We start from the raw sequence: 26,640 nt of genomic DNA on the forward strand, positions 1-26,640 counted from the left end.
TCGCCGGACCCCGGGTTGCCATAGGGCCGAAGGTCATCGTCCGGACAGCACTGAGGTCTTTCGTCCCCATCAGTGGGGTCACACGACCGCTGCGCCACCCACCTGCCGTGCGTGAGGATCCCAAGTATCCGGCTATAACAGGAGGACAGAGCGTGAAGGCATTGATCTATGACGGTCCGGGAAGGCCATCCTGGACCGAGGTTCCCCAGCCGCGGATCGTCGACGACACCGACGCCGTGGTCCGTGTCGACGCAGTCACCATCTGTGGTACCGATCTGCACATCCTCAAAGGGGATGTGCCAGAGGTGACGCGGGGCCGGGTACTGGGCCACGAGGCAGTGGGCACGGTCACCGCAATCGGTCCAGCGGTGCGCACCGTCGCACCCGGGGACCGGGTCCTGGTGTCGTGCATCAGTGCGTGCGGTAGCTGCCGCTACTGCCGCGACGGGTGCTACGGACAGTGCCTCGGCGGAGGTGGCTGGATTTTGGGCCACCGGATCGACGGGACCCAGGCCGAGTATGTCCGTGTGCCGTTCGCCGACAACTCGACCTACCGTCTACCCGACGAAGTCAGCGACGAGCAGATGGTCATGCTCGCGGACATCCTGCCCACCTCCTACGAGGTAGGGATCCTCGCCGGCGGCGTACAGCCCGGCGACACCGTTGCGATCGTCGGAGCCGGTCCGATCGGTCTGGCAGCCGCAGTGACGGCTCAGTTGTACAGCCCCAAACACGTAATCGTCATCGACATCGCCGACTCGCGACTGGACGCAGCGCGAAAGTTCGGTGCGGACATCGTCATCAATGCCGACAAAGAGTCCGCACGCGATCTGGTGTTGCAAATGACCGACGGGCTGGGCGCCGATGTTGCGATCGAGGCCGTCGGGACACCGGCGACCTTCGAACAAACAGTGAGTCTCGTCCGTCCGGGAGGACACGTCGCCAACGTCGGTGTCCACGGTGCACCCGCGACCCTTCACCTGGAAGACATCTGGGACAAGAATCTGACCATCACAACAGGTTTGGTCGACACCCACGCCACCCCGACGCTGATCGACCTCGTGGCCGACCACCAGATCGACGTCGCTCCGATGATCACGCACCGGTTCGCTCTGGATGAGTTCGAGGATGCCTACCGGGTATTCAGCCGGCCGGTTGAGACCGGTGCGTTGAAGGTCGTCCTCATGAGACAACGCTGAACACGGGTGCGCCACTGACGACGGGACTTTCGGCCCTGCCGCCAGGTACGCGACGAATCTAGCGTTGATTTAGAACCGGTCTTACGAAGTGGGAGTCTTATATGTCGTCGACCTGGCTACCTTCTCCAGGAGTCGTCGTGGGCATCGATGGCTCGAGGTGGGCGCTGAACGCTGCACTGTGGGCCACCGATGAAGCACTCAGGCGCGACGTACCTCTACGGCTGATCTACGTCGTCGAGCCCCGCACATACGGCCAGTTCGATGCCCAGCAAGCCGCACGTGATCTGGCACGTGCCGATATCGCGATCCGTCAGACGGTGGTGGCGGTGGAGTCAACACAGAAACCCATCAAGATCGAATGGGAAGTCGTACACGGCGACCCGGCCGCGGTGTTGTTGCATGCCTCGCGATCGGCCGACATGGTGTGTGTCGGATGGCTCGGGCTCGCGCACGGGATCGATGACAAACGACTCGGACCAACTGCCGCAACGCTTTCAGCGAAGGCCGGCTGCCCGGTCACCGTCGTCGACACCGATCTCCGACCGCACACCACGGCTGGACCCGGCGTCGCCGATGCCGCCGGAATACCGCAGCAGCCACCGCGATGCTGAAAGTCTTCCTCGTCGACGATCACGAGATCGTTCGCCGCGGGTTGGTCGGGCTGCTCGGCACTGATCCCGAGCTCGACATCGTCGGTGAAGCCGGCACGGTCGCCGAGGCAATGCTCCAAATCCCGGCCCTGCAGCCCGATGTCGCGGTCCTGGACGTGAGCCTGCCCGACGGCAACGGCGTCGAGCTGTGCCGCGACCTGTTGTCGCGGCTGCCGAACTTGAAGTGCCTCATGCTCACCTCGTTCACCTCCGACGAGGCGATGCTCGATTCCATTCTGGCCGGGGCCAGCGGCTACGTGATCAAGGACATCAAAGGGTTGGCGCTCGCCGAAGCGGTCAAGACTGTGGGAGCCGGACGATCTCTGCTCGACAACCGGGCGGCCGCTGCGCTGATGACCAAGCTCCGTGAAACCCAACATCACAGCGACCCGCTCTCGACGCTCACCAACCAGGAACGGGAACTCTTGAATCTGCTCGGCGAAGGCCTGACCAACAAGCAGATCGCCGATCGGATGTTCCTGGCAGAGAAGACGGTGAAGAATTACGTATCCCGGTTGCTGGCGAAGCTCGGGTTGCAGCGGCGTACCCAGGCTGCGGTGTTCGCGTCACGGCTGGATCACTGACAGCAACGTGATCAGTGACCACTGCATCGCCAGGACCGCCCGACAGCGGCCCAAGCCGCCGCGGTCACGACAGCGAAGGAACACCGATGATCGCCTCGCACAGCGACAAACCCGTCGTGGTAGGGATCGACGGGTCCACCGCTGCGTTGCATGCCGCGCAATGGGCGATCGACGAAGCAGTGGCTCGCGATGTGGCCTTGCGACTGGTGTCTTACATCGATCGGGGGGACGGCACGACACTCACCGACAGCGAGTGCCGCATGGACCTCGAATACGCCCAGACATGCTTACGGGCAGCCCGCTCGGTCATCGGCGCCACCGGAAAACCGGTGAAAGTCGAAACCGCAGTCCTCTACGGCCGACCGGATGCCAATCTGCTCGACGAGTCACGCCGCGCCGCCATGATCTGTGTGGGATCGGTCGGCATAGGGCGTCTGGCCAAGCTACTTTTCGGGTCGACAGCCGCCAAGGTTGCTGAAGATGCGTGTTGCCCTGTCGCGGTAATCAGAAGTCTCCCAACGCGACAGTCCCATCACATGGGGATGATCGCCGTGCCGGTCGGTGCCTCCGGTGATGATGACCATGTCATCGACGCTGCCGTCACCGAAGCTGACCTGCGCGGGCGACCTGTCCTGGCCGTCGGGGTCTGGCGGCGGGATTTCGGCGACATCTCCTATGACGAGCTGGATCGCCGCATGACGAGATGGCAGCAGAGTCATCCTCGTGTACGCATCCACGTCACCGCCGGCGCGGCCGGGATCGGCCAGTTTCTGGCCGCACACACCGAGCCGGTCGACATGGTCGTTCTCGGCCCGGACGACGCGGCTGATGTGACCAAAATTATTGGACCGCACACAAACCCGCTGGCCAGCCATCCCGACTGCTCAGTCCTCGTGGTGCATCAGTAGCGGTTCGTCTGCCGGAGCCTTGATACCGGTATCGAAGAGTGTTGCGGTGTGGCCGCCAGGGTCGAACGACCCGGCGTTGGTCCCGAATTCCGATGACCGTCGGCGCCGCACCGACCGACCTACGGCTCTGCTTTGCTGCCGTGGGTCCGGCCTAGCGTCGACTGCTATCGGCACCGCGTAATGCGTCGCCGTACCGGACAGGAGGATTCGAAATGAGCCTGACCCCAGCCGAATACAGAATTATCGTCGCGGTGGACGGATCGGCTGCGTCGAACGCAGCCGTCGAGTGGGCCGCCCGCGAAGCCGTCATGCGGGCGGCGTCAGTGACCCTGACCCATGTCATCGAACCGGTGGTTGTGAGCTGGCCGATTGCGCCCATGCAAGGATCCATCACCGAGTGGCAACAGGAGAACGCCGATCAAGTCATTGCGCAAGCTCAAGAAATCTTCGTCACGAATATCGACGAAGCGCAACGCCGCACCGTGCACATTGACGTGAAGGCTGGCATCGCCGTGTCCGAGCTGACCAAAGCATCCACCGACGCACAGATGGTCGTCGTCGGCAGTCAAGGCATGGGGGCCTTCGAGCGAGCCATTCTCGGATCAGTCAGCAGGGGTCTGCTCCATCACGCACATTGCCCCGTTGCCGTGGTCCACGCTGACGAAAGCCGGGCGGTGGCCACCACATCCTCGGTCCTGCTGGGCATCGACGGGTCACCCGCTTCTGAGGGCGCGACCGCGTTGGCGTTCGATGAAGCGTCGCGGCGCGGCGTAGACCTTGTGGCGTTGCACGCGTGGAGTGACGTCCCCGTCTTCCCGATCTTCGGGATGGATTGGCGTCGTTACGAAGACGAGGGACACGAGGTGCTCGGTGAACGACTGGCGGGCTGGAACGAGAAATACCCAGACGTCCACGTACATCGACGAATCGTCTGCGACGAACCGGCACGGTGGCTCGTCGAGGAATCCCGGCAGGCGCAGCTCGTCATCGTGGGCAGTCACGGCCGCGGCGGCTTCACCGGCATGCTCCTCGGCTCTGTCAGCTCCGCCGTGGCGCAAGCTGCGCGGGTTCCGGTGATCGTGGTTCGCGGCTGAAGCCACGACGTCATACATACCGACCACCGGTCACCTCGAGCACCGTGCCGGTCATGTACGACGACAGATCGCTGGCCAAGAACAGCGCGACCTTGGCCACCTCGTCGGGCTCACCAGCCCGTCCCATCGGCACCTCGGCCAGCTTCTGGTCCCAGATGCGTTGCGGCATGGCCTCGGTCATGGCTGATCGGATCAAGCCAGGCTGGATCGCGTTGACACGCACCCCGAGGTGCGCCAGTTCCTTGGCGGCGGCCTTGGTCATGCCGACGATGCCTGCCTTGGCCGCCGAGTAGTTGGTCTGCCCGACGAGGCCGACCTTGCCGGAGATCGACGACATGTTCACGATCACCCCGCGCTTGTTCTCCCGCATGATCGCCGCGGACGACTTGATGCCGTTCCAGGTGCCTTTCAGATGCACGGCGATGACCTGATCGAACTGTTCCTCGGTCATCTTGCGCAGGGTCGCGTCGCGTGTGATACCGGCGTTGTTGACCATGATGTCCAAACCACCGAACTGTTCCACGGCGGCAGCGACGAGTGCCTCAACATCGGCAGGAGAGGTCACGTCACAGCGCACTGCCGCCGCGACATCGGGACCGCCGAGCTGAGCAGCCGCCGCCACGGTGGCTTCCAGGTTGAGATCGCCGAGCACCACGCGGGCGCCCTCCTGGATGAACCGTTGCGCGATCGCCAAACCCAGACCCTGAGCTCCGCCGGTCACCACCGCAGTTCGGCCGGTAAGCAATGACACCTGGGTCACCTAACTTCCGATTCTGAAGGGGCCGCCCCGAGCATATTTCATCTACGACAATGGCCATTTGAGCTTCTGCGGATGCGGAGAAACCTCAGCCGATGAATCGGACGATGGACTCCGCCACCGCAGCTGGTTTGGCCGAGCCGTCGATCTCCACGGTCACCGTCATCTTCACCTGCACGGCACCGTCGAGCTCGACGACCTCGTCGATATGCGCGCGGGCGCGCACACTGGCACCGACCTTCACCGGCGTGATGAAACGAACCTTGTTGTAGCCGTAGTTGATCGCCAACGCGATGTTGTCGACACGGTACAGCTGGTGAGTGAAATGCGGCAGCAGCGAGAGCGTGAGCAGGCCGTGCGCGATGGTCCCGCCGAACGGCCCACCGGCGGCCTTCTCCGGGTCGACATGGATCCACTGGTGATCGTCAGTGGCATCGGCGAACAGATTCACCCGATCCTGGGTGATCTCCATCCACGCGGTCGGCCCCAGCTCGCTGCCCGTCGCCGCCACGAACTCGTCAAGCCCATTGAAGACCTTCATCCCCCACTCCTCTCGGAGTGCACTCCAGCACCGTTCAGAACACCACGGTCTGGTTGCCGAACCGAATCACGCGATCCTCACAGTGCCACAGCACCGCACGCGACAACACCACCCGCTCGACATCGGATCCCAAGCGCACCAGATCCTCGACGGCGTGCCGGTGGTCGACTCGAACCACGTCCTGTTCGATGATCGGACCTTCGTCGAGGTCGCCCGTGACGTAATGCGCTGTCGCTCCCACCAGTTTCACACCGCGCTCCTTGGCCCTCCGATACGGCGCCGCTCCGATGAACGCCGGCAGAAACGAGTGGTGGATGTTGATCAACGGGCATCCGACGGCATCGAGGAACTCTGGGGTGAGAATCTGCATGTACCGCGCGAGCACTATCAGGTCGACATTGCCGCGCAGCAGATCGAGCAGCCGCTGCTCGGCTTCGGCGCGATTGTCTCGGGTCGCGGGAACGTACAGATACGGAACACCGAAAGCGCGCACCTGCTCGGCGAGATCCGGATGGTTCGAAATCACCATCACCACGGACATGTCCAGCTCGCCGCGGCGGTTGCGCCACAACAGGTCGAGCAGGCAGTGGTCCTCGCGGGAGGCCATCAACGCCACCCGCTTCGGTTTGGCCGCTTCGGTGAGCCGGAAGTCCATCGCGAACGGTTCCGCCACCCGAGTGCGGAACTCGCACTCCAACTCGTCCCGAGCAGCGGTCAAACCCGGCAGGTGGAAGATGGTGCGCTGCATGAAGGTGCCGCCGGTCTGCTCGGTCGAATGCTGATCCAGCGACACGATGTTGGCGCCCGCACCTGTCAGAAAGCTACTGATCGCCGCGACCAGGCCGGGTCGGTCCGCGCAACGCAGCAAGAGGCGGCCCATATCGCGGACCGGCAGGGTTTTCGCTCTCGGGTACTCCTCAGCCATCACCCGTCAGATTCTCACCCGAGTGGTTCCGCCGTGCGCCAACCGGGTACCCATAGGCATGGCGCCGAAACGTCGTCAGGATGACTGGCGCGCGGCCAGGCAACAAACTGACCGAAACCGGCAGCGAGAATGGCCGCCCCAAATCCAGCGACGGGCTAACTTTGCTCGGCAGACATTCAATCGGAATATTCAGTACCGTCATCAATCATCCGATTTGCCAAATTTGCACATCCCTGTAAATACATGGAGTTGGGGAGTGAAGAATTGGACTCGCCGCTGGACAAGTCTTGTCAGCTAGCTGGAATTACCCGTCCCTGCCGCGTGATACTCATCTCGCGTAATCGCGCACAACCGCGGTACGCATGACAAATCAGCCAACCCGGTCGGGGGTGAGGCTGCCAGAGGAAATGGATTGCCAATGACCGCTCCCCAGCGCGATGTCGCTGCTCGTTCAACCCCGTCAGTGGAGAAAGCTTACAGTTGGTTGGATCCGGACAGTGACTGCACGATCGTCATCGCAACCCCTGGTTCGGAACGCGAATTGTGGCGCGAGTATGTCAACGGGGCAAGCCGCAACTATCGCAAGTATGGCGTCGAGCACGCACTCGACATGGAGGCCCTGCGCGCCGGGCACGACACGGCGCTGTTCTGCGTAGGACTCAACGACGCAGGCGATGTGGTCGGCGGCCTACGAGCCAAAGGTCCGTACCGCGAGGTCGACGAATGCCACGCGGTGGTGGAGTGGAACGGGCAGCCGGGATTTAGTGCAGTACGCAAAATGGTCGCCGACCGGTTACCCTTCGGCGTGGTCGAGATGAAGTCCGCTTGGGTCGGCGAGGACCCTCAGCAGAGCCGTGCACTCACGGGCACGTTGGCCCGGATGTCGTTCCACACGCTGGCACTGCTCGATATCCAGTTCATCGTGGCGACCGCGGCGGCCTACGTGCTCAAACGTTGGCTGTCGTCGGGCGGTGTGCTGGCCAAGATCCCGGCAACCCCGTACCCGGACGAGCGTTATCAGACCAAGATGATGTGGTGGGACCGGTCGACCGTAGCCAGCCATGCTGATCCCAAGCAGGTTTCGGCGTTCTACCGCGAGTTGAAACTGGCCGCCCCGCGGATTTCCGCCGCAGGCAGTGTTGACCTCACTTCCGCGGTAGGCCGATGATCGACAGTATCGACGAGTCGACCTATAACGACGAGTCGGCCTATAACGCGGTCATCATCGACGGTGACGACCCGTCGGGAGCCACAATGCTCGCGGCGCTACGTGGCGATCCGCGCATCACCACGATCGACACCTGCGAGCAACAACGTCGTGCGCTTGGCGAGCTCACACCGCGGCCGGAGCCCGAGTTCCTCGATGAACCGACGCGGTGGGCGTACTACCCGTGGCGCCGGACCGTGGTCGCTGTCCTGGGCCCGCTTGGCTTCCGGCGGCTCAGGTTCGATCGCAACCGCAACCTCATCAGCGCCGATGAGCAGCAACGGCTCTCACGTCAGCGGATCGGGGTCGTGGGGCTCAGCGTCGGCCACGCCGTCGCGTACAACCTCGCGATCGAGGGGGTGTGCGGTCTTTTGCGGTTGACTGATTTCGACGAACTCGAGCTGCCCAACCTCAATCGGGTACCTGCGACAGTGTTCGATCTGGGGCTCAACAAGGCCGTGGTCGCGGCCCGCCGGATCGCCGAACTCGACCCGTACCTCCCTGTCGAGGTCGAGCTCGGCGGGGTGAACGAGGACACCATCGACGAATTCCTCGACGGGCTCGATGTCGTCGTCGAGGAGTGCGATTCGCTTGACGCGAAAGTCCTTGTCCGCCACGCGGCCAAGGCTCGAAAACTGCCGGTGCTGATGACCACGAGCGACCGTGGCCTGCTCGATGTCGAACGCTTCGACCTCGATCCCGGCCGTCCCTTGCTGCACGGCCTGCTCATCGATGTCGACGCCGCTGCGTTGGCCGGGTTGTCGAGCAAGGATAAGGTGCCGCACGTGCTGGGAATCCTCGACGCCGGCCAGTTGTCACCGCGGATGTCGGCGTCGTTGATCGAGGTCGGCAAGACCGTGTCCACCTGGCCGCAACGCGCCGGTGAGGTCGCGCTCGGCGCGACCGTCATCGCCGACGCGGTCCGGCGCATCGGTCTGGATGAACCATTGCCGTCGGGACGGGTCCGCGTCGACGTCGACGCGGCACTCGACGCGCTGGTCGATCCGCTGTCCGATCCGCCCGCGCCCGCTCCGTCACACCCGGCGCCCAGCGCGGCGCCCGAACCGACAGATGTACTCGGGCTCATCGCGACGGCGGCCAACCGTGCTCCGTCCGGCGGCAACGTCCAGCCGTGGCATATCGAATCGAACACCGACGGGCTGACCCTGCGGCTGGCGACCGAGTACACCACCACGATGGACGTGGGCTACCGGGGGAGCGCCGTGGCACTGGGCGCGGCGGCATTCAACGCCAGGGTCGCCGCCGCGGCCCATGGCAGGGCCACAGACCTGCAGTGGTATCGGGGCGATGAGGGCACGCCGCTGTATGGGACCGTGGCGATGTCCCCAGGTTCCGACCCGCACCTCGCAGCGCTGTATGAGCCCATGCTGCAACGTGAGACCAACCGCGCCTACGGATCGGTCGCGGCGTTGTCGCCCCAGGTGGTCACAGCGCTCAAGGCGGCCGCGCGCAACGAAGGGGCTCGACTACAGATCCTGGACAGCACGGACGATATCGAAGCGGCCGCGGGCATCCTGGCCCAGACCGACCGCATCCGGTATCTCACGCCAAAGCTGCACCGCGAGATGATCTCCGAACTGCGCTGGCCCGACGACCCCGACCAGGACACCGGTCTGGATGTGACGACGCTCGGTCTGGCGCCGGGCGATCTCATGGTGCTGGAGATCCTGCGCAGGCCTGAGGTGATGGCGAGGTTGGCGGCATGGGACGCTGGGTCAGCACTCGGCGACGAAACCCACAAGCGCGTGGCAGGCAGCGCCGCAGTGGCGGTCATCTCGGTGCCGGGGCGCCGCTTGACCGACTATGCCCTGGGCGGCTCAGCGGTCGAGTCGGTGTGGGTGCATGCCCAGCAGCACGGGCTGGCCGTGCAGCCGGTTTCGCCCGTCTTCCTCTACGCGCACAACGACGACGATCTCGCCGAACTGTCACCGGCGCACGTCACCGCGTTGCGTGGTCTGCAGCACGCGTTCCGGGAGTTGACGGCAACCGAGTACGACGAGTCACAGGCGTTGGTCCTTCGCTTGTCGTACGCCGCGCGCCCGGCGGTACGGAGCCGGCGACGGCCGTTGACTACGCACGCGGTCGGCTGAGACCGTGACGAACGGACGGCCTGTGCGCAGCCTGGAAACGGTGGTGACCAATGTCGCCACCCATCTGATGGCGGTCAATGCCGCTACCGCTGCGGCAGTCAGCCAGCAGGTACTGGCCGATCTGGTGTCTTATTTCGACGTCGACGTGAGTTTCCTGCGGCACAACGACCACTGCGCCCGCGTGACCAGGCTCGTGGCGGAGTGGCCCCCGCGCCCGGTGGACATCAACACCGATCCACTCGCGGTGATCCATTTCGCCGATGCCGACCCGGTTTTCGCGATGTCCGAGAACTACAAGGAACCCGCCGTATTCCGGCCGGAGCCCGCGACCGACGACTATCAACGCACTATCGAGGCCGGCAGGCACGTCCCGAGTACCTCGATGGCCGCCGTCCCGCTGCTGTCCGGAGAGGTCACCACCGGGGTCCTCGGCTTCGTGAAGTTCGGTGATCGCGAGTGGAGTACCGCCGAACTCAATGCGCTCAAGGCGATCGCCTCGTTGTTCGCCCAGGTGCAGGCCCGCATCGCCGCCGAGGAACGACTGCGCTACCTGGCCGACCACGACGATCTCACGGGGTTGTACAACCGCAGAGCGCTGTTGGCTCACCTCGATGACCGGCTTGCGCCCGGCCAACCGGGCCCGGTTTCGGTGATGTTCCTGGATCTGGACCGGCTCAAAGCGATCAACGACTATCTGGGCCACACCGCCGGGGATGCGTTCATCAGAATTCTTGCGCGGCGCCTGCAGGAGGGCGACGACGAGCCGAGACTCATCGCACGCCTCGGCGGTGACGAGTTCGTCGTAGTCCCGGCGACCCCGATGTCGGCCAAAGCCGCTGAGGCATCGGCCTACCGGCTGCAATCGATGTTGCGCGAGCGGGTGACCGTCGACGGTGAGATGCTCACCCGGACCGTGAGCATCGGCGTGGCGGAGGGGATACCGGGTCGGGACTCCACCTCGGACCTGCTCAGCCGCGCTGACCAGGCTGTGCTGACCGCCAAGAACGCCAGCGGCAACCAGGTGGCGGTGTTCTCCGACGCGATGGCGCTGGAGATCGATTTCCGCAACGACATCGAACTGCACCTGCAGAACGTGATCGAGGACGGATCGCTGGTGCTGCACTACCTGCCCGAAATCGACATGCGTACCGGTGAGGTGCTCGCAGCCGAGGCGTTGGTTCGGTGGCAACACCCGACGCGCGGCCTGCTCGCGCCGGATTCATTCATCGGCGTCGCCGAATCGATCAACCTCGCAGGCGAATTAGGGCGATGGGTGCTGCGCAACGCCTGCGCCGAGTTTGCCCGGTGGCGCGCGAACGGGCTCGGCCGGCGCATCCTGTTACGGATCAACGTCTCCCCCGTGCAGTTGGTAACCGAAGGCTTCGTCGACTCGGTGGCCAGCATCATGGCCGAATTCGGGCTGCCTCGCGGATCGGTCTGTCTGGAAATCACCGAAAGCGTGGTGGTTCAGGACATCGAGACCACTCGCCGCACCCTGTTCGGCCTCAAGAACGCGGGCGTCCACGTGGCGATCGACGATTTCGGCACGGGCTACAGTGCGCTGTCTCTCTTGAAATCGCTACCGGTCGACACGCTCAAGATCGACAGGAGTTTTGTCGCCGAACTCGGCTCGAACCCGGGTGATCTGGCGATCGTTCGGGCTGTGATCGCACTTGCCGGCGCCTTCGGTCTGCAACTTGTCGCCGAGGGCGTGGAGACGGAGACCGCCGCGCTCACACTGCTTCGGCACGGCTGTTATCGCGCGCAGGGGTTCTTGCTGTCCAGACCGATATCAGGTGGTGAAATGCAGCGGCTGCTAGCCAAGGGGCGGGTTTCGGTGCGTTTTCCGCCAGTGCCGCACATGTGAGCGGCCCGCATCGCGGAGCCCATCGTGCACCCGGGGGGATCTGCAGTACGCCGATAAACTCGAATCCGCAGCGACGTCGGCGGCGAACAACTCGACCCGAGCGAACCGGCTGGCGCTGTGCCCGACCAGCGACACCTGGAGCCGCAAACCAGGCTCGTCGACCGGGGATGCGCCGCCCGTCGGGGCTTCCGGCTGGCTGAGCGTGCCAACCGCCACACCGTGCCTGGCCCGGATAGCTTGTCGACCCTCCGGGGTGCCGATCACCACACCGACGATCTCGCCCTCCTCGAACACGATGCGCTCAAGCGCGCTGCTCTCGTAGATCGGGATCTCACGGTTTCGGGTCTCGGCGGTCAACCAATCGCTGAGCGCTGCCGCGACACCGGCGCTGTCCGGTGTCAGCGAGCCGACGACCTTGACCTCGATTTCCTCACCAGAACGAGTCTTCATCGCCGTGGTCTGCCTGCCGGTCAGCCGGGTGTAGAGCACACCGTAGGGCGAGTGCAGACAGTCCAGAGCCCAGTCACGCAGGCGAGCGCCGTAGAACGGCTCGACCAGACCCCCGGGCTTCGCCGGTACCAGATCGGCAGCGGATCGAACCGTCAGTTGGGCATCAGCTGGTCCGGACGAACCCAGGTCAGCCGACAGTGCGTCGAAGTACTCCCGCGTCTCCGGATCCTCTATGCCGGGAGCCAACAGCGGACCGACGGAATCTTCACCACCATGCCGATACTCGGTGCCGGGCTGCACGATGAGCACGTCCAATCCGGCGTCAGCCGCCGCGACAGCGCATGCCAAAGCACCGAACCCGGAACCACAGCAAACGACATCAAATTCGTCGTCCCACATCATCTATGGCTACCTCAACGTTGGTGGGGCCGACGGCACGGGGCCCGTCAACCCTGCTGCATCCGCACTGTCCGGTGCGCTATCACCAACACCGAACAGGGATTCTTCTGCTAATTCACCATATTGTCGCCGCAGCGAACAAGCTTCGGTCGCGCCCCGCACACGACCGGAAGGAGAAGTTGCCACAGCCCGCACCGGGATTTGAGGGGGGTAGCCAGAACGAGCCATGGCAACGCTTCTACGATAACTCGCGGCAACTGCCGGCGACGTCGCTATCCGGTCGGAGCACTTGTCCACGGTGATGACAGACGCACCGGTTGCATGGTCCGCCGACTGCGAACCAAGAGTTATCACGCTAAGCACCATACATACCTTTAGAATGATATGCACCCGTGGCGATGACTTTAGGTATTCCAATCCGCAGGTGGACATCCCACCTCGACCACCGAAGTGTCCGTGGGCGGAGACAGCGGATGAAACAATCCCCATGCACACGCCGGGCATCGCCCGATGTCCCACCGACCACACAGCTGTGAAGATCTTGAGGTGTCCTGGTGACTGAGCAGCTCGACCGACGGGCCGACGTCACCCGACTTCAGATCCTGCAGGCGGCGGCACGGCAATTCGCGCACAAGCCATACAGTGCGGTGAGCCTCGACGACATCCTCGCCGATGCCGCAGTCACCAAGGGAGCGCTTTACTTCCATTTCCGGTCCAAGTACGCGCTGGCATCCTCGATCGTCGAACACCGCGCCCAACTGGCCCGCGAACAGGTCGGTGAGGTGCTGGCCCGCAACCTGTCCGCGGTGGAGACACTGGTCGACATCTCCTACCAGGTGACCGTCGACGACATCGGCGAGCCAATGGCGCGCGCGGCCGGGAACCTGCTGGAATCGGTCGGCCGGACCGACAGGCTCGGACCGCAAGTGCTGGAGCCCTGGATCGCCGGATACGCCAAGATCATCCGCCGCGGTATCGAGGAAGGCGATTTCGCCGACGGCACCGATCCGCACGTCGCTGCGACACTGTTGGTCTCGATGCAGCTCGGCATCCGCCAGACCAGTGATCTGGACGACCCGCAACGGTTTCTCACCGATCTCGAGCAGGCGTGGAAATTGGTGCTGCCCGGCCTCACGAACCCGGATCGGCTCGGGTATCTGGACCAGTTCATCAGGCGCCGCACCATCGTGGCGCTCAAGAAGGCCCTTCCCATCAAGCCCGCCGAGGCTGAACTCGATGCGGGTCCAGCCGCCGGGTCGGCCTGACGGAGTACGACATGGCACGCCAGGCCCGCTCAGAACTCACCCGCCGCAAGATCATCGACGCCGCTGTCGACCTGTTCAGCGAAATCGGCTATCCCGCGACTGGACTGGGTGAGATCATCGAGCGCGCCGAGCTGACCAAGGGAGCGTTCTACTACCACTTCGACGCCAAGGAAATGCTCGCCGAAGCCATCATCGAGGAGGCCGGCGCGCGCATGCTGGCGACGTTCCGCACCATCGCCGCATCATCGTCGCCGGCGCTGGAGAACCTGGTCCACGGGCTGTTCATGGTGACCGACTTCACCGCCTCCGACAAGCTCACCTGGATCGGCATGCAACTGATGCGCACCTTCAGCGGTCTCAACGAGGCGCCCGGCCGGGTCTACGGGAGCTGGCTCGAAGAGCTCACCCAGCAGCTCGGGCAGGCCGGTTCGGAAGGCGACCTCCGCGGCGGTATCGACCCCAAGAGCGCCGCCGAGGTGATCCTGAGCTCGCTACTGGGGGCAGAGGCGCTCTCCCAAGCCACCGCAACCGGCACTGATCTGCGACAACGCGTGGCGCACACCTGGGAGCTGCTGCTGCCCGCCATCGTGAGCGACGAGTCGCGGGACTACTTCAGGGAGTTTCTGGCACGCGAGTCACTGCGCCGGTCGCCGGACGCAGGCAGATAGCGGCCTACAGCTCCTCCACCCACAGCTGTTCGGTGAGATCTTGGAACGTCGCCAGCGCTACCGGATCGTCCCCACGGAGCAATGCGGACTTGCTCATTCGCGCCCGCACGAGCGAACCGTCCTGGTGCACGAGGTCTACGATTAGATCGGCGTTGGCCCGCACGACAGACACCGCTGACTCGTCATCGGGCAGTGAATGAAAAATCTGGGCAAACTTCAGGGCGTTTACCGATTCCGCGCTGCGGCCCACCATTTCGGCGAATGCGCTGTTCGCGAAGAGAATGCTGCCATCCTCCGCGATAGCGAGCACCGGAACAGGGAACCGCTCCAAGACGACCAACGCCGGCATTTGCTGCAACGTTGTCATCGGAGATCGGGTGTCCTGCTCGTTGCGCCGCCGCTCCACCCCCCGATTATTGCCGACACAACAGACTGTTACCAGCGCACGTGGCGGCTTGTGGCACAGAGGCCCCTCGACGCCCCGACCAGGCCACGTCAGTTAGCTGACTAGGTTTACTCCCTGGAAGGCGGCGGCGCGGTCACCGGTGCTCGGCCAGACCTGCCAGCGCCGCCGGCAAAGGATCCCGGTGCAGGACACCGAGACGCTGCGTGGCGCGGGTGAGTGCGACATAGAGCTCGGCCGCGCCGCGCGGCCCGTCCGCCAGGATCTGCTGCGGCTCCACCACGAGGACCGCGTCGAATTCCAGTCCCTTGGTTGCCGACGGCGGTACCGTGCCCGGCACCCCCGGTGGTCCGATCACCACACTTGTGCCTTCGCACCCAGCCTCGTCTTGCACGAATTCCTCAATGGCAGCCGCCAATTCATCATCAGCGACCTGCCGTGACCACGGTTTCACACCGCACGCCCGGACCGACTCCGGCGGTTGGACACCCGGGGCGAACTCGGCCAGCAACGCGGCGGCGACCTCCATGATCTCCGCCGGGGTGCGGTAATTCACCGACAGCGCCCGGTAGACCCAACGACCTGCCCGGTTGGTGCCCGTCGTCTCCGCTGGCACATACGGTTCGAGCATCGATCCCCACGATGTCGCTCCCGCGGCCGAGCGGCGCTGGGCGAGATCACCGACGATCGTGAACGATCGCCGGGGGCAGCGGCGCATCAACACCCGCCAGTCCATCTCGGACAGTTCCTGCGCCTCATCGACGACCACATGTCCGTAGGTCCAATCGCGTTCCGCGGCAGCACGTTCGGCGAGTTCACGATTGTCCTGCTCTTGGAAACGCTCCGCCAATTGCTCGGCGTCGAGCAGGTCCGCGGCCAACAGGTGGTCCTCGTCGTCCATGAGGTCCTCGCGGTCGACCATGAGGTCGAGCACCCCGGCCGCGTAGGCGGCCTCCTCCTTCCGCTGCCGCTCGGCGGCCTCGTCGGCCGCCTTGTCGCGGCCCAGCAGATCAACCAATTCATCGAGCAACGGCACATCGGACACCGTCCATGCGGCGCCATCGGTCCGGTACAGGGCGTCGTCGGCTCCCACCGCACTCAGCCGCTCGCGTGAGGTATACAGCTGCGCCAGAACGTCTTCCGGGGTGAGAATCGGCCAGAGGCGATTCAGTGCCGCGGTGAACTGCTCGTGGTCCTCGAGCTCGTTGACCACGTCGGCCCGCATCTGCGCCCACGCGTGCTTGTCGTCGCGGGTCAGCCAGCCCTTCCCGATCCGAGCGACAGCCCGTTCGGTGAGCACGTAGGTGACAACGTCGATGAACTCGGCACGGGCCTCGTTGTGCGGCAGACCGGTCTTGCGTGCCTCCTCCCTGGCCCACTCCGCCGTCGCGGCGTCGATCCGCGCGGTGACGTCGGAAAGCTCGATGGGTATCGGATCCTCCGGCAGCTCCTGGCGATCGGCCACCGCTGCAGCGAGCACGTCGAGCATCTTCAACGAGCCCTTCAACCGTGCGGCATCCGGGCTGTCCTCGGCACGCGCCCTGAGGCCGGGGACGAAGTCACCGGTGGTCATGAACACCGCCTGGGACTCCCCCAGTGAAGGCAGCACCCGCCCGATGTGATTCAGGAATTCCGGACTGGGGCCGACCACGAGCACACCGTGCCGTTCCATCTGCTTGCGCTGTGTGTAGAGCAAATAGGCCACCCGGTGCAGGGCTACCACCGTCTTCCCGGTACCCGGGCCGCCCTCGATCACGAGGACGCCGGGGTGTTCGAGTCGGATGATCGCGTCCTGCTCGGCTTGGATCGTCGCGACGATGTCGCGCATCCCCTCACCGCGCGGAGCGTTGACTGCCGCCAACAGAGCCGCGTCTCCCGGGCCGTCGCGCTCCTCACCGAGCTCGGCACCGGTCGGACGGCCCAGGGTCTCATCGGTGAAGTCGATCACCTTGCGTCCACGAGTGTGGAACTGCCGACGTCGCCGCATCCCCTCCGGACTGGCCGCGGTCGCGACGTAAAACGCCCGCGCCAGTGGAGCCCGCCAGTCGAGCAGCAACGGTTCATAGTCGTTCTGGCTGTCCAGCAGACCAAGGCGCCCGATGTAGAGACGCTCGTCGTCCAGAGTCTGGAGCCGACCGAAGCACAGACCATAGTCGGCAACGTCCAAGCGCTGCATCTCCTTGGCCATCGCGCGCACTTCGGCGTCGCGTTCGACGAGCGTGCTGCCGTTCTGGGGGTCGATGGGGCTGCTCAACGCCGCCTTGTAACGCCGGTTGGCCTCGGCACGCTCGTTGTCCAGGCGCGCATACAGCCCGGCGATGTATTCCCGCTCGGACTGCAGTTCGTCTTCGTACTTTGACATACCTCTCGCTTTTCGCTCTCACATCTCGCAACGCACCAGCACCGGATGCTCGCCGAGTTCCGGCTCAGGCCAGTGATTTGCGGCATACCCCCGCCCTTGCCGCAAGTCCCCCTGTGCGCTACAGAGTGAAAAGCAGGCGGGCGCGGGCACTCGTGGCTCTGTACCTACGATGCGGGTATCTCCGACGTGACCGCACCGCCCGGCCGGACCATTCTACGGCCTCCCCAGACCCGGCTGCTACGCGCAACCCGTCGGATCAATCGCTCGTCCCGGAGAAATATTGTTGCTGCACAATGGTTTTCGCACAACTCAGGCAGCGTCATCGACCACATGTCATCGATGCTCAAACCGCCCGCGGTTGTTGCCGGTGCTCATTCCCTTTGTCTCCGTTGCGGATTCCCCCATCGAGCTCAGCAGAAAATCTGGGGTTTACCTCGCCGGGTCGTCAGCGACCTCGATCTCCCCGGCCCTAGCTGCGGACTGCAGTCGATGGAAATCCTCGAGCGCCTTCTCTGCATACCGGTATGACCACTCCAGTACCGCGGCGTCGACCTTGTCACCGCTGCCGACGTAGCCTCGCAGTATCGACCCGTTTGCGCTCTGCGCGTGCCCGCGGGCAAGCACCATGGCGCACGCCGCCGCGTACTGACCGAATGCGGTCGGCGACATACCCTCGGTTTCGATCGTGCCCTTCATGTCCTGGAACTGACGGACGTAGAAGTCGCGTCCACCGTGGCGCGCGGCGCCGAGGAATATGTCCGACATCGCCTGCAGCACCCGTTGCCCGTCGACGACCCTGGCTCCCTGGCCGGACGCCGCTATCGCGCGAGCCACGCTGCTCGGCTGCCGAACACCTCCGTATTCTTCGAGAACAGAGGTTTTGGCCTCTTTGACCTGCAAGATCAACGGCGTACCGTCGGGTCCGGCCAGGATCACCAGGTAGCAGCGAGTCCCGACACTGCCGACCCCGACGACGCGCTGCGCGACATCGGAGACCTGGAAATGGGACAGCAGAAGTGCCACATCGCCGGGCACGCTCGTGAGGTACTCCCGAAATGACTCCACTACGCCGGCCTCGTGATCGACATCGAGGTGCTGAAGGACGGGAGGATCCTCTCGAAGACGCGGCGTGCCGTCCGGTCCAGGCACCATGATGCGGCCGAACACGCGCGCCGAAGTCCGCTTGCGCGCCCTCTCGGCGCTGCGGGCGATGAGCGCGGCGAGGCTCTTAGTGGCCTGTTTCAGGTACCGCTCCGGTTCCGCCCGCAAGTAGTAGCGTTCCAGCACATTCATATCGAGGATGGTTTGCAGGCCATCGCGGTAGGCAACTACCGCTTCGCCGGCGAAGCGGCGGATCTTCTTCTCGGGGTAACCGGCGTGCCGCCCACCCACTATGACGCTGGTGATCAGACGTTTGAGATCCCATTCCGCGGGTGCGACTGCCGCTTCGTCGAAGTCGTTCAGATCGAACACCAGCTCCCGGTGTGGAGCCGCGTAGATTCCGAAGTTTGATAGATGCGCGTCGCCGCAGCACATCACCTCCACACCGCTGGAGGGGCTGGTCGCCAAGTCGGCGGCCATCACCGCCGCTGACCCGCGATAGAACGAGAAGGGATCGGTCAGCATCCGCGCGAAACGCAGCGGGACCAAATCGGGCAGTCGGTCTCGGTTCTGTTCTACGAGGATCTCAGTCGCGCTACGGTGGCTCGGAACCAACTCGGCGAGCGCACTCCTGGGGGCGGTCTTCCGCAGAGCGCGACCTCGTACGACGTCATCCTCAACGTTTTCGACCTCGATGACACGATCCCGTAGCGGTGCGCCGGACATGGGGCCAGCGTAAACCCATCCCTCATCGCCCAAACCCACCTTTGGACCGGAAAGCGCATGCGGTATATGGCATTCCGTCTACCCGACGTATAGGCGCCGACGTGTCAGCGTGGGATGATGGGGCCGTCAACCACACGCGCCGGGTCGTTTGCGACGAGTGCCTGGACGGGTGACGCGCGTAGGGTCTGCTCGACACGATCGTGACGGCACGGTCAATTTTGCACACCGCTCAAGCGCCTTCGTGAGATGCTCTGGTTACGCATCCAGCACACTGCCGAACGGCGAGGAGAACCAATTCCATGAGGAACACGTTGGTGACAGCGACAGCGGGCTTGTGCGCCACCGCACTGAGCTTTGCCATCGTTGGCTGCGGCAGCGGCACGAAGACCGAAGCAACAACGTCAGAGTCCACGACAACAACCTCAGCGGCGGCACCAGCGACCACTTCGGCGCTGCCGCCTCCTCCCAACCGGCCCGACGGCACTAAGGAGACATTGCACGATTACATCGTCGAGCACAACATCGCGGAGGTGCCCTACAAGGACAACGAACCCGGAACGCCGGACGTCGACCTGTCCTTCCCCCCCGGCTGGAGCCAACTCGCGAAAGAGGACACTCCCGATTGGGCGTACGGCGGCATCATCTACGACAACCCCCAGGACCCGGCCGTCCCGCCGACCATGCTCGCGATCGCCAGCAAGCTGGTCGGCGACGTCGACGCCGCCGAGATTCTCCAATACGCACCGGGCATGCTGCAGAACCTGCCCGGATTCCAGCCAGTCGGTGATCCGGTGGTAGCCCCGTTCTCGGGCTTCGATTCCGTCACCTATAAGGGCACCTACACCAATGACGGAAAAAATATGGTTGTAGGTGAGAAGACCGTGGTAGTGCCCGGAAAAGACAAGGACTTCTTCGTCTTGCAGCTACAGGCGACCGCGCCGGCGGACGAGCGGCAGGTCGTGCTCGATGCCGTGGATTACATCAACACGAATACCAAAATCACCGCCCCATGACCGCTCCCACCACAGCCGGCCCGGAAACTTTGGAGAGTAAGCAATAATGACCATATTTCGCACCTCCATGTTCGTGGCGGCGATCATCAGCGGAACCATCATGTCGGCACCTCTGACGGCTCCTCCCGCCCACGCCGCTCCCTGTAACGGGCTGACAGATCCCCGCACCGGCATCTGCTGGAGTAACCAAGACCTGAACAACCGGGGCACTCCGAAGGGTCCCGGCGGTACGACACACTGCAGCCCGGGACGACTGGGCCAGTGTTTGGGCGCAGCACAAAACGGAGTAACCCCCGGTGCCAATCTGCGGACCCAGCCGCCGGCCGGCCCGGCACCGCGCAGCTGGCCAAGCCAGTAGGTGCACAGCGTCCGGACCGTCGGCCATGCCCTGACAGCAGAGAACCGGTGCACACTGCAGACATCACCGACATCGCTCCACCTCACGATCCAGAACACCGAGGTCTGCGTCGTCTTGCCCTACGGATGTCTTCGACGATGGTGCGGATCGTGACTGTCGGCCTGTGGCCGCGGTGACGTCGAGGCACGATCAGCTCGGCGACCACCCTACGCCAGCTTGGGCGCATCACTGGGTGTCGGGCGACCACTGGGTTCTGTTCTGATATCAGGACCGAGCGGCTTCAGGTACGACACTTTCTCGCACAGCAGCATCCGCCCCCCGCGCTAGCCATCGCCGGATCAACGATTCAACGGCCAGTTTCCCAGGGCCGATGAATACCAGGATGAACAGCGCCCAGCAGAACAGGGCCGACAATTCGCCATCGTTCTCGATAGGCCACAGCCCGTCCCCCTGATGCCTCCAGAAGTAGGCCACTGCCATGCTTCCCGAGCTGAGGAACGCAGCGGAACGCGTAAAAAGGCCCGCCATGATCAGCCCGCCACCGACCAACTGGATCATCGCGGCCCACCATGACGGCGACGCCATGAAGCCTGGCGTGGAACCACCGTGGGGTTCGACCGGCCAGGCGAATAGCGTGGATACGCCGTGGAAGAAGAACAATAACCCAATTGCGATACGGTAGGCGGCAATTGCCCACTGCGCCAATCTATCGACTGTTGTCGTCACTGCGTGATAATCACATGATTCACGACTCAGCGGTTGGCTAGCTTTCCGCGTAACGCCTGAGCTCACCGGCCACTGACTCCGGCCGAGCCCACCGAGTTGGCGCGGTTGCGTAAGCGGGTCGCCGAGCAGGAGAAAGACAACGCGTTTCTGAAAAAGCCTCCGCGTACTTTGCCGCCAACGGACCGAAGTAGACCGGTTCGAGTTGATGGCCGCAGAGTAGCCACAACTCAAAATGTTACGCGATCCGTTACGCAGATCGTCACGCAACAGCGGATATGCTGCCTGAACTGCGAAAACTAAGTGGAGCTAAGGGGATTCGAACCCCTGACCCCCACACTGCCAGTGTGGTGCGCTACCAACTGCGCCATAGCCCCGTTTATCGTGCTCCACGAAGTTACACCACGGCTACCCGCCATTCAAAATCGCTGGTCAAGGCGCCTCACCACCGGCCTCTGGCCCCAGTGTGCGGGCCAGAGTGTGCTCGGTAGCTGGGATGTGGCGGGTCTCCGGGGCGAAGGTCCAGCCGAGAGCCGCCAGCAGCAGGATGGTGCCGCTGATGGCAAACGCCCCCGAGAACGACCAGTGCTGAGCGATGAGGCCCACCACCAGAGACCCGCCGATCGAGCCGACGTCGGACATCATCTGGAAGGTCGCCACCGCGGTGCCACCGCGCGCCTTACTGCCGATGATGTCGGCCACCGCTGCCTGCTGCGGAGCCGTGAAAATCCCGGTGGAGAACCCTGCGATGAATGCGCTGACGAGAAACAGAGTCAACCCGTCGGTGAATCCGACTATCACGGTGGAAATGCCCGCCGCGGTCAACCCGATGATGAGCAGCACCCGCCGGCCGACCCGGTCGGACAGGTATCCGCTGGGGATGACAGCCGAGACGTTGCCGATCGCGAAGGTGGCCAGCGCCAAGCCGGCAACTCCGGCTCCCCGGTGGAACACCTCGGTGATGAACAGCGGCACGAGGGCAACCCGCAAGCCCAACGCCGACCACCCGGTGGCGAAGTTTGACAGCAGCGCTGCGCGATATGCGCGATTACGCAGTGCAGTCCGCACACCCACCTTGGGTCCGTCCTCAGGTGCCGGCGCGGCCAGCGACGAGTGCCGCAGGCTGATGAACACCACCGCCGCCGCGACGAGCAATGCGCCACCATAGATGACGAACGGTGCGCTGAGCCCAAGCCCGGCAGTGACGCTGCCCAGCACCGGCCCGCCGACCGAGCCGACGAGGAACGCCGAGGAGAACATGCCGGCAACCCGGCCCCGGGCATCCTCCGGGCTGATCCGGATCATCAGTCCCAGCGCCGAGACGAAGAACATCGTCGAGCCGATTCCGCCGAGCGATCGGAACAACAGCAGCTGCCAGTAGGTCTGCGCGAACGCGCACGCACCTGTCGACAAGGCCACGATGAGCAGTCCGGCGACGTAGATCCGTCGCTCCCCCAGCCGCTGGATCAGCAGCCCACTGGCCGGCGCGAAGGCCAGCCGCATCAGCGCGAACGCGGTGACGACGAATGTCGCGGCGCTGATGCTGACCCCGAAGTGGCGGGCGTAGGCCGGGAGCACCGGTGCCACCACGCCGTAACCGAGCGCGATCACCGCATTGGCGGCGATCAGGACCCAGACTTCACCCGGGAGCTTGGGTTCGGTCTGACTCGATGCAGTCTGCTCCTCGCGTCCGCAGTGCTTCTTTTGCTCCTCGCGTCCGCAGTCACCCTCCGCGATAGAACTCACCCAATGACTGTATTAACCAACTCCTTGGCGGCCTGCTGCACCTCCGCAAGATGCTCGGGCCCCTTGAACGACTCGGCGTAGATCTTGTACACGTCCTCGGTGCCCGATGGGCGGGCGGCAAACCAGGCGTTCTCCGTCGTCACCTTCAACCCGCCCAGCGGCGCTCCATTGCCCGGGGCTGCGGTCAGCTTGGCGGTGATCGCCTCACCGGCCAGCTCCGTCGCAGTGACCTGATCAGGTGAGAGCTTGGCCAGCCGCGCCTTCTGCTCCCGGTCGGCGGGCGCGTCGATACGCGCATACGTCGGCGCCCCGTACCGCTGCGCCAACTCGGCGTAGCGCTGTGACGGCGTTTTCCCCGTGACCGCCAGGATCTCCGAGGCCAGCAAAGCCATGACGATGCCGTCCTTGTCCGTCGTCCACGTCGATCCGTCGGTTCGCAGGAACGACGCACCGGCACTTTCCTCACCACCGAACCCGATGCTGCCGCTGATCAGACCGTCGACGAACCACTTGAACCCGACCGGAACCTCCACGAGTTTGCGTTCCAGCCCTGCGACCACCCGATCGATGATCGAGCTGCTCACCGCGGTCTTGCCGACAGCGGTGGAGCCCGGCCAGTTCGGCCGGTGGGTGTAGAGATAGTCGATGGCCACCGCGAGGTAGTGATTCGGGTTGAGCAGGCCGCCGTCGGGAGTGACGACGCCGTGCCGGTCGGCGTCGGCGTCATTACCGGTGGCGATCTGGTAGAGGCCGGGGTTGGAGCTCATTGTCCGAAGCAGCCCGGCCATCGCGTTGGGCGAGCTGCAGTCCATACGGATCTTGCCGTCGGTGTCCAGCGTCATGAACCGCCAGGTGGCATCCACCAGCGGATTGACCACGGTCAGATCCAGATTGTGCCGCTCGGCGATCGCACCCCAGTAGTCGACACTCGCCCCGCCCAGAGGATCGGCGCCGATGCGGATCCCCTCGGCACGGATCGCGTGCAGGTCCACGACGTTGGGCAGGTCCGCGACGTAGGCATCCATGTAGTCGTGGCGCTGAGCGCTCTGCAAGGCCCGGGTCAGCGGGATTCGCTTCACCGACGCTAGGCCTTCTCGCAGGATGTCGTTGGCGCGCTTGGCAATCACACTCGTCGCATCGGTGTCGGCCGGCCCGCCGTTGGGTGGGTTGTACTTGAACCCGCCGTCCCGAGGTGGGTTGTGTGACGGGGTGACGACGATGCCGTCGGCCAGGTCACCCGCACGCGAGGAGGATGAAGTACCCGCACGGCCCCGGTTGAAGGTCAGGATGGCATGGCTGACCGCCGGGGTCGGGGTAAACCGATCAGCCGAATCGATCATCACCACAACATCGTTGGCGGCCAGCACCTCCAACGCCGAAGCCCACGCCGGCTCGGAGAGGGCATGCGTGTCACGCCCGATGAACAACGGCCCGGTGGTGCCTTGGGCAGCGCGGTATTCGACGATGGCCTGGGTGGTGGCCAGGATGTGATCCTCGTTGAACGCCGTGTCCAGACTCGAGCCCCGATGCCCGGACGTACCGAACGCCACCTGTTGCGCCACATCTTGTGGGTCGGGGTGCAGCGTGTAATACGCCGTCACCACCTGCGCGACATCGATGAGATCCTCGGGTTGCGCCGGTTGTCCGGCACGGGGGTTGGCAGCCATGGTTGACGATTCTGCTACCAGAAGCACGTCGGTGTCTGCCGGTCGCCGAGTTGCCGCCATACTTTTACTTCATGTTTGGCATGCGCGGCCAGATCGACCCTCGTGAGCTGGGCGCAGTGTTTGTCGGCGGCGCGCTGGGCACGGTGGCCCGGGCTGTCTTGGCCGACGTGGCTGCCCCCGCGCCCGGCCACTGGCCGTGGCCCACCTTCGTCGTCAACATCGTCGGGGCGTTCCTGCTCGGGTACTTCACCACGCGACTGCTGGAACGTCTACCGGTGTCGAGTTATCGCCGCCCGTTGCTGGGCACCGGCGTGTGCGGCGGTTTGACCACGTTCTCGACCATGCAGGTGGAAACCGTCCGGATGCTCGAAGCCGGGCAGTGGAGCCTCGCCGCGGGCTACACCGCGGCCAGCCTGGTACTCGGGTTGCTCGCGGTGGCGCTGGCCACGGCACTGGTTCGACGGGCGCGCGTGTGACGACCCTGGCGATATGGACAGGAGTGGTGCTGCTCGGCGGGGCCGGTGCGGTGTCGCGGTTTCTGGTCGATCGGGCGGTCTCGGCGCGTCACAGCCGCGGGTTCCCGTTCGGCACGCTGGTGGTGAACCTCAGTGGCGCGCTGCTACTGGGATTTTTCGGCGGGCTGGCATTGAGCCCGCATCTCGCGCTGCTGGCCGGCACGGCCTTCGTCGGGTCGTACACCACGTTCTCGACGTGGATGTTGGAAACGCAGCGGTTGGGTGAAGAACGCCGCCTCTGGCCGGCAGCGGCCAATATCGTGGTCAGCGTGGTTCTGGGCCTGACGATGGCGGGATTGGGGATATGGATCGGGGCCCAGCTGTGAGCGAGCACGCTGCGGACTACCTCAAGCTCACCGCCTATTTCGCCGAACGGATGCGCCACGGCCACCGGTTCGCTGCTGATGCCCTGTTCGACCTCTACGGCAGCAACGATGTCGCCACCAGCGTGATGATGCGCGGGATCGCCAGTTTCGGTCCGCACCATCACTTGCGCAGCGACGAGACGTTGAGCATGTCGGAAGACCCTCCGGTGGTCGTCGCGGCGGTGGACGTCGCCGACAAGATGGCGGCCCTGGCCGAACAGACCGTGACATTGACCACCCGCGGTCTCATCACGCTGGAACGTGCGCAACTGGTCAGGCGTGGCAGCCCGGCACCGACTATCCCCGAAACGGCCAAGCTGACGGTCTATGTGGGGCGGCATCACCGCGTGAGCGGCGCGCCGGCCTACCGTGCGGTCTGCGCCGCCCTCCACCAGCACGGCTTCGCCGGAGCCACAGTGCTTCTCGGGGTCGACGGGACTGCACACGGGCAGCGTCGCCGGGGCCGTTTCTTCAGCAACAACTCCGACGTCCCGATCATGATCATGGCGATCGGCACCCGGGAGCAGGTCGCGGCGGCACTGGGTGAGCTCGACGATCTCCTCGATGAGCCACTGCTGACCGTCGAGCGGGCACAACTGTGTAAGAGCGGCGGTGAGCTGCTCACCCGCCCGCTTACCCTGCCCGCCACCGACACCGATGGCCGGCCGCTATGGCAGAAACTGATGATCCACACCTCCGAGGCCACGCTGCACGATGGCGTACCGATTCACCGGGCCATCGTGCGTCGACTCCTGCAGTCGGGCGTCAGCCGCGGAGCGACCGTGCTACGCGGCGTATGGGGATACAGCGGCAGCCGGGAACCTCATGGAGACAAGCTCTTCCAGATCGGCCGCCAGGTGCCCGTGACGACGATCGTGGTCGATACCTCGGACCGGATCGCCGCGGCCTTCGACACGGTGGACGAGCTCACCGACGGCCACGGGCTGATCAGCGCCGAGATGGTGCCAGCCGCGGTGGTGGTCGACGACGGGGTGCGCTACGGCAGCACAGACTTGGCTCGACACTACTACTAGCC

At 64.6% G+C, this 26,640-nt stretch carries 24 protein-coding genes and 1 tRNA gene; 14 read left to right on the forward strand and 11 right to left on the reverse strand.

What is annotated here, in order from left to right; genetic code table 11:
- Positions 1 to 152 precede the first annotated feature (152 nt).
- The 5 genes from H276_RS0112015 (at position 153) to H276_RS0112040 (ending at position 4,435) form a co-directional block, all read left to right on the forward strand.
- The gene (locus H276_RS0112015; RefSeq protein ID WP_019971559.1) at positions 153 to 1,199 is read left to right on the forward strand and encodes a zinc-dependent alcohol dehydrogenase family protein; all 1,047 of its coding nucleotides are present in this window, start codon (positions 153 to 155) and stop codon (positions 1,197 to 1,199) included.
- A gap of 137 nt (positions 1,200 to 1,336) precedes the next feature.
- The gene (locus H276_RS22920) at positions 1,337 to 1,810 is read left to right on the forward strand and encodes a universal stress protein (RefSeq protein WP_019971560.1); all 474 of its coding nucleotides are present in this window, start codon (positions 1,337 to 1,339) and stop codon (positions 1,808 to 1,810) included.
- Positions 1,804 to 2,433 carry a response regulator transcription factor gene (locus H276_RS0112025; protein WP_019971561.1) on the forward strand — a complete coding sequence of 210 codons (630 nt, stop codon included), beginning with the start codon at positions 1,804 to 1,806 and terminating at the stop codon, positions 2,431 to 2,433. The genes H276_RS22920 and H276_RS0112025 overlap by 7 nt, the downstream gene beginning before the upstream one ends.
- An 86-nt stretch (positions 2,434 to 2,519) precedes the next feature.
- Positions 2,520 to 3,341: a universal stress protein gene (locus H276_RS0112030; RefSeq protein ID WP_019971562.1), complete on the forward strand. Its 822-nt coding sequence runs from the start codon at positions 2,520 to 2,522 to the stop codon at positions 3,339 to 3,341.
- Positions 3,342 to 3,553: 212 nt separating this feature from the next.
- Complete coding sequence (locus H276_RS0112040) at positions 3,554 to 4,435, forward strand: universal stress protein (RefSeq protein ID WP_019971564.1); 882 nt, start codon at positions 3,554 to 3,556, stop codon at positions 4,433 to 4,435.
- Positions 4,436 to 4,445: 10 nt separating this feature from the next.
- Here H276_RS0112040 and fabG read toward each other — a convergent pair whose 3' ends face one another.
- The 3 genes from fabG to purU form a co-directional block, all read right to left on the reverse strand.
- Complete coding sequence (gene fabG, locus H276_RS0112045; RefSeq protein ID WP_026356896.1) at positions 4,446 to 5,186, reverse strand: 3-oxoacyl-ACP reductase FabG; 741 nt, start codon at positions 5,184 to 5,186, stop codon at positions 4,446 to 4,448.
- A 94-nt stretch (positions 5,187 to 5,280) separates the two neighbouring features.
- Positions 5,281 to 5,733, reverse strand: coding sequence for a MaoC family dehydratase (locus H276_RS0112050; protein ID WP_019971566.1), 453 nt, complete (start codon positions 5,731 to 5,733; stop codon positions 5,281 to 5,283).
- A 34-nt stretch (positions 5,734 to 5,767) separates the two neighbouring features.
- Positions 5,768 to 6,658, reverse strand: a complete 891-nt coding sequence (purU, locus tag H276_RS0112055; RefSeq protein WP_036460958.1) for a formyltetrahydrofolate deformylase — start codon at positions 6,656 to 6,658, stop codon at positions 5,768 to 5,770.
- 418 nt (positions 6,659 to 7,076) lie between these two features.
- Here purU and H276_RS0112060 point away from each other — a divergent pair, with 418 nt between their 5' ends.
- The 3 genes from H276_RS0112060 to H276_RS0112070 all read left to right on the forward strand — a co-directional run bounded on the left by H276_RS0112060 (position 7,077) and on the right by H276_RS0112070 (position 11,843).
- The gene (locus H276_RS0112060) at positions 7,077 to 7,826 is read left to right on the forward strand and encodes a hypothetical protein (protein WP_026356898.1); all 750 of its coding nucleotides are present in this window, start codon (positions 7,077 to 7,079) and stop codon (positions 7,824 to 7,826) included.
- Positions 7,823 to 9,976, forward strand: a complete 2,154-nt coding sequence (locus H276_RS0112065; RefSeq protein ID WP_019971569.1) for an Rv1355c family protein — start codon at positions 7,823 to 7,825, stop codon at positions 9,974 to 9,976. Before H276_RS0112060 ends, H276_RS0112065 begins: the two co-directional genes overlap by 4 nt.
- A gap of 67 nt (positions 9,977 to 10,043) precedes the next feature.
- Positions 10,044 to 11,843: a bifunctional diguanylate cyclase/phosphodiesterase gene (locus H276_RS0112070; RefSeq protein WP_051111430.1), complete on the forward strand. Its 1,800-nt coding sequence runs from the start codon at positions 10,044 to 10,046 to the stop codon at positions 11,841 to 11,843.
- On the opposite strand, the gene H276_RS0112075 is transcribed toward H276_RS0112070, so the two are convergent.
- Positions 11,793 to 12,695 (reverse strand): FAD-binding protein, encoded by a 903-nt coding sequence (locus tag H276_RS0112075; protein ID WP_019971571.1) that lies wholly within the window; start codon positions 12,693 to 12,695, stop codon positions 11,793 to 11,795. The genes H276_RS0112070 and H276_RS0112075 overlap by 51 nt on opposite strands.
- A gap of 551 nt (positions 12,696 to 13,246) precedes the next feature.
- On the opposite strand from H276_RS0112075, the gene H276_RS0112080 reads away from it, so the two are divergent.
- Together H276_RS0112080 and H276_RS0112085 are read left to right on the forward strand one after the other, a co-directional pair.
- On the forward strand, positions 13,247 to 13,957 hold the full coding sequence (locus H276_RS0112080; protein ID WP_019971572.1) for a TetR/AcrR family transcriptional regulator: 711 nt from the start codon (positions 13,247 to 13,249) through the stop codon (positions 13,955 to 13,957).
- Positions 13,958 to 13,968: 11 nt separating this feature from the next.
- The gene (locus tag H276_RS0112085; RefSeq protein ID WP_019971573.1) at positions 13,969 to 14,625 is read left to right on the forward strand and encodes a ScbR family autoregulator-binding transcription factor; all 657 of its coding nucleotides are present in this window, start codon (positions 13,969 to 13,971) and stop codon (positions 14,623 to 14,625) included.
- A gap of 4 nt (positions 14,626 to 14,629) precedes the next feature.
- On the opposite strand, the gene H276_RS0112090 is transcribed toward H276_RS0112085, so the two are convergent.
- The 3 genes from H276_RS0112090 to H276_RS0112100 form a co-directional block, all read right to left on the reverse strand.
- Positions 14,630 to 14,992, reverse strand: a complete 363-nt coding sequence (locus H276_RS0112090) for a PAS domain S-box protein (protein ID WP_026356899.1) — start codon at positions 14,990 to 14,992, stop codon at positions 14,630 to 14,632.
- 172 nt (positions 14,993 to 15,164) lie between these two features.
- Positions 15,165 to 17,390 carry an RNA polymerase recycling motor ATPase HelR gene (gene helR, locus H276_RS0112095; protein ID WP_019971575.1) on the reverse strand — a complete coding sequence of 742 codons (2,226 nt, stop codon included), beginning with the start codon at positions 17,388 to 17,390 and terminating at the stop codon, positions 15,165 to 15,167.
- 429 nt (positions 17,391 to 17,819) lie between these two features.
- The gene (locus H276_RS0112100) at positions 17,820 to 19,217 is read right to left on the reverse strand and encodes a DUF2252 domain-containing protein (RefSeq protein ID WP_019971576.1); all 1,398 of its coding nucleotides are present in this window, start codon (positions 19,215 to 19,217) and stop codon (positions 17,820 to 17,822) included.
- A 299-nt stretch (positions 19,218 to 19,516) separates the two neighbouring features.
- Between H276_RS0112100 and H276_RS0112105 the strand changes: the two genes are divergently transcribed.
- Complete coding sequence (locus H276_RS0112105; protein WP_026356900.1) at positions 19,517 to 20,230, forward strand: LpqN/LpqT family lipoprotein; 714 nt, start codon at positions 19,517 to 19,519, stop codon at positions 20,228 to 20,230.
- Positions 20,231 to 20,852: 622 nt separating this feature from the next.
- Here H276_RS0112105 and H276_RS0112110 read toward each other — a convergent pair.
- The 4 genes from H276_RS0112110 to pgm form a co-directional block, all read right to left on the reverse strand.
- Complete coding sequence (locus H276_RS0112110; RefSeq protein WP_026356901.1) at positions 20,853 to 21,314, reverse strand: DoxX family protein; 462 nt, start codon at positions 21,312 to 21,314, stop codon at positions 20,853 to 20,855.
- Positions 21,315 to 21,615: 301 nt separating this feature from the next.
- Positions 21,616 to 21,688 (reverse strand) — tRNA-Ala (locus H276_RS0112115).
- A gap of 55 nt (positions 21,689 to 21,743) precedes the next feature.
- Positions 21,744 to 23,057: an MFS transporter gene (locus H276_RS0112120; RefSeq protein WP_019971579.1), complete on the reverse strand. Its 1,314-nt coding sequence runs from the start codon at positions 23,055 to 23,057 to the stop codon at positions 21,744 to 21,746.
- The gene (pgm, locus tag H276_RS0112125; RefSeq protein WP_026356902.1) at positions 23,054 to 24,724 is read right to left on the reverse strand and encodes a phosphoglucomutase (alpha-D-glucose-1,6-bisphosphate-dependent); all 1,671 of its coding nucleotides are present in this window, start codon (positions 24,722 to 24,724) and stop codon (positions 23,054 to 23,056) included. The genes H276_RS0112120 and pgm overlap by 4 nt, the downstream gene beginning before the upstream one ends.
- 80 nt (positions 24,725 to 24,804) lie before the next feature.
- Here pgm and crcB (H276_RS0112130) point away from each other — a divergent pair, with 80 nt between their 5' ends.
- Genes crcB (H276_RS0112130) through H276_RS0112140 form a run of 3 tightly spaced genes read left to right on the forward strand, consistent with a single transcriptional unit; the run spans position 24,805 to position 26,638 of the window.
- On the forward strand, positions 24,805 to 25,200 hold the full coding sequence (gene crcB / locus H276_RS0112130) for a fluoride efflux transporter CrcB (RefSeq protein ID WP_019971581.1): 396 nt from the start codon (positions 24,805 to 24,807) through the stop codon (positions 25,198 to 25,200).
- Complete coding sequence (crcB, locus tag H276_RS0112135) at positions 25,197 to 25,565, forward strand: fluoride efflux transporter CrcB (RefSeq protein ID WP_019971582.1); 369 nt, start codon at positions 25,197 to 25,199, stop codon at positions 25,563 to 25,565. Before crcB (H276_RS0112130) ends, crcB (H276_RS0112135) begins: the two co-directional genes overlap by 4 nt.
- On the forward strand, positions 25,544 to 26,638 hold the full coding sequence (locus H276_RS0112140; protein ID WP_051111426.1) for a DUF190 domain-containing protein: 1,095 nt from the start codon (positions 25,544 to 25,546) through the stop codon (positions 26,636 to 26,638). Before crcB (H276_RS0112135) ends, H276_RS0112140 begins: the two co-directional genes overlap by 22 nt.
- Positions 26,639 to 26,640: the final 2 nt, after the last annotated feature.

Origin of the sequence: Mycobacterium sp. 141 (assembly GCF_000382405.1) — a bacterium.
Taxonomy (GTDB): Bacteria; Actinomycetota; Actinomycetes; order Mycobacteriales; family Mycobacteriaceae; genus Mycobacterium.

What these genes read in the sequence shown, in the direction of transcription:
- H276_RS0112025 (WP_019971561.1), top strand. Translation starts at nt 1,804, where the DNA reads ATGCTGAAAGTCTTCCTCGTCGACGATCACGAGATCGTTCGCCGCGGG.
- H276_RS0112030 (WP_019971562.1), top strand. Translation starts at nt 2,520, where the DNA reads ATGATCGCCTCGCACAGCGACAAACCCGTCGTGGTAGGGATCGACGGG.
- H276_RS0112040 (WP_019971564.1), top strand. Translation starts at nt 3,554, where the DNA reads ATGAGCCTGACCCCAGCCGAATACAGAATTATCGTCGCGGTGGACGGA.
- H276_RS0112050 (WP_019971566.1), bottom strand. Translation starts at nt 5,733, where the DNA reads ATGAAGGTCTTCAATGGGCTTGACGAGTTCGTGGCGGCGACGGGCAGC.
- purU (WP_036460958.1), bottom strand. Translation starts at nt 6,658, where the DNA reads ATGGCTGAGGAGTACCCGAGAGCGAAAACCCTGCCGGTCCGCGATATG.
- H276_RS0112060 (WP_026356898.1), top strand. Translation starts at nt 7,077, where the DNA reads ATGACCGCTCCCCAGCGCGATGTCGCTGCTCGTTCAACCCCGTCAGTG.
- H276_RS0112065 (WP_019971569.1), top strand. Translation starts at nt 7,823, where the DNA reads ATGATCGACAGTATCGACGAGTCGACCTATAACGACGAGTCGGCCTAT.
- H276_RS0112070 (WP_051111430.1), top strand. Translation starts at nt 10,044, where the DNA reads ATGGCGGTCAATGCCGCTACCGCTGCGGCAGTCAGCCAGCAGGTACTG.
- H276_RS0112075 (WP_019971571.1), bottom strand. Translation starts at nt 12,695, where the DNA reads ATGATGTGGGACGACGAATTTGATGTCGTTTGCTGTGGTTCCGGGTTC.
- H276_RS0112085 (WP_019971573.1), top strand. Translation starts at nt 13,969, where the DNA reads ATGGCACGCCAGGCCCGCTCAGAACTCACCCGCCGCAAGATCATCGAC.
- H276_RS0112090 (WP_026356899.1), bottom strand. Translation starts at nt 14,992, where the DNA reads ATGACAACGTTGCAGCAAATGCCGGCGTTGGTCGTCTTGGAGCGGTTC.
- helR (WP_019971575.1), bottom strand. Translation starts at nt 17,390, where the DNA reads ATGTCAAAGTACGAAGACGAACTGCAGTCCGAGCGGGAATACATCGCC.
- H276_RS0112100 (WP_019971576.1), bottom strand. Translation starts at nt 19,217, where the DNA reads ATGTCCGGCGCACCGCTACGGGATCGTGTCATCGAGGTCGAAAACGTT.
- H276_RS0112105 (WP_026356900.1), top strand. Translation starts at nt 19,517, where the DNA reads ATGAGGAACACGTTGGTGACAGCGACAGCGGGCTTGTGCGCCACCGCA.
- pgm (WP_026356902.1), bottom strand. Translation starts at nt 24,724, where the DNA reads ATGGCTGCCAACCCCCGTGCCGGACAACCGGCGCAACCCGAGGATCTC.
- crcB (WP_019971581.1), top strand. Translation starts at nt 24,805, where the DNA reads ATGCGCGGCCAGATCGACCCTCGTGAGCTGGGCGCAGTGTTTGTCGGC.
- H276_RS0112140 (WP_051111426.1), top strand. Translation starts at nt 25,544, where the DNA reads ATGGATCGGGGCCCAGCTGTGAGCGAGCACGCTGCGGACTACCTCAAG.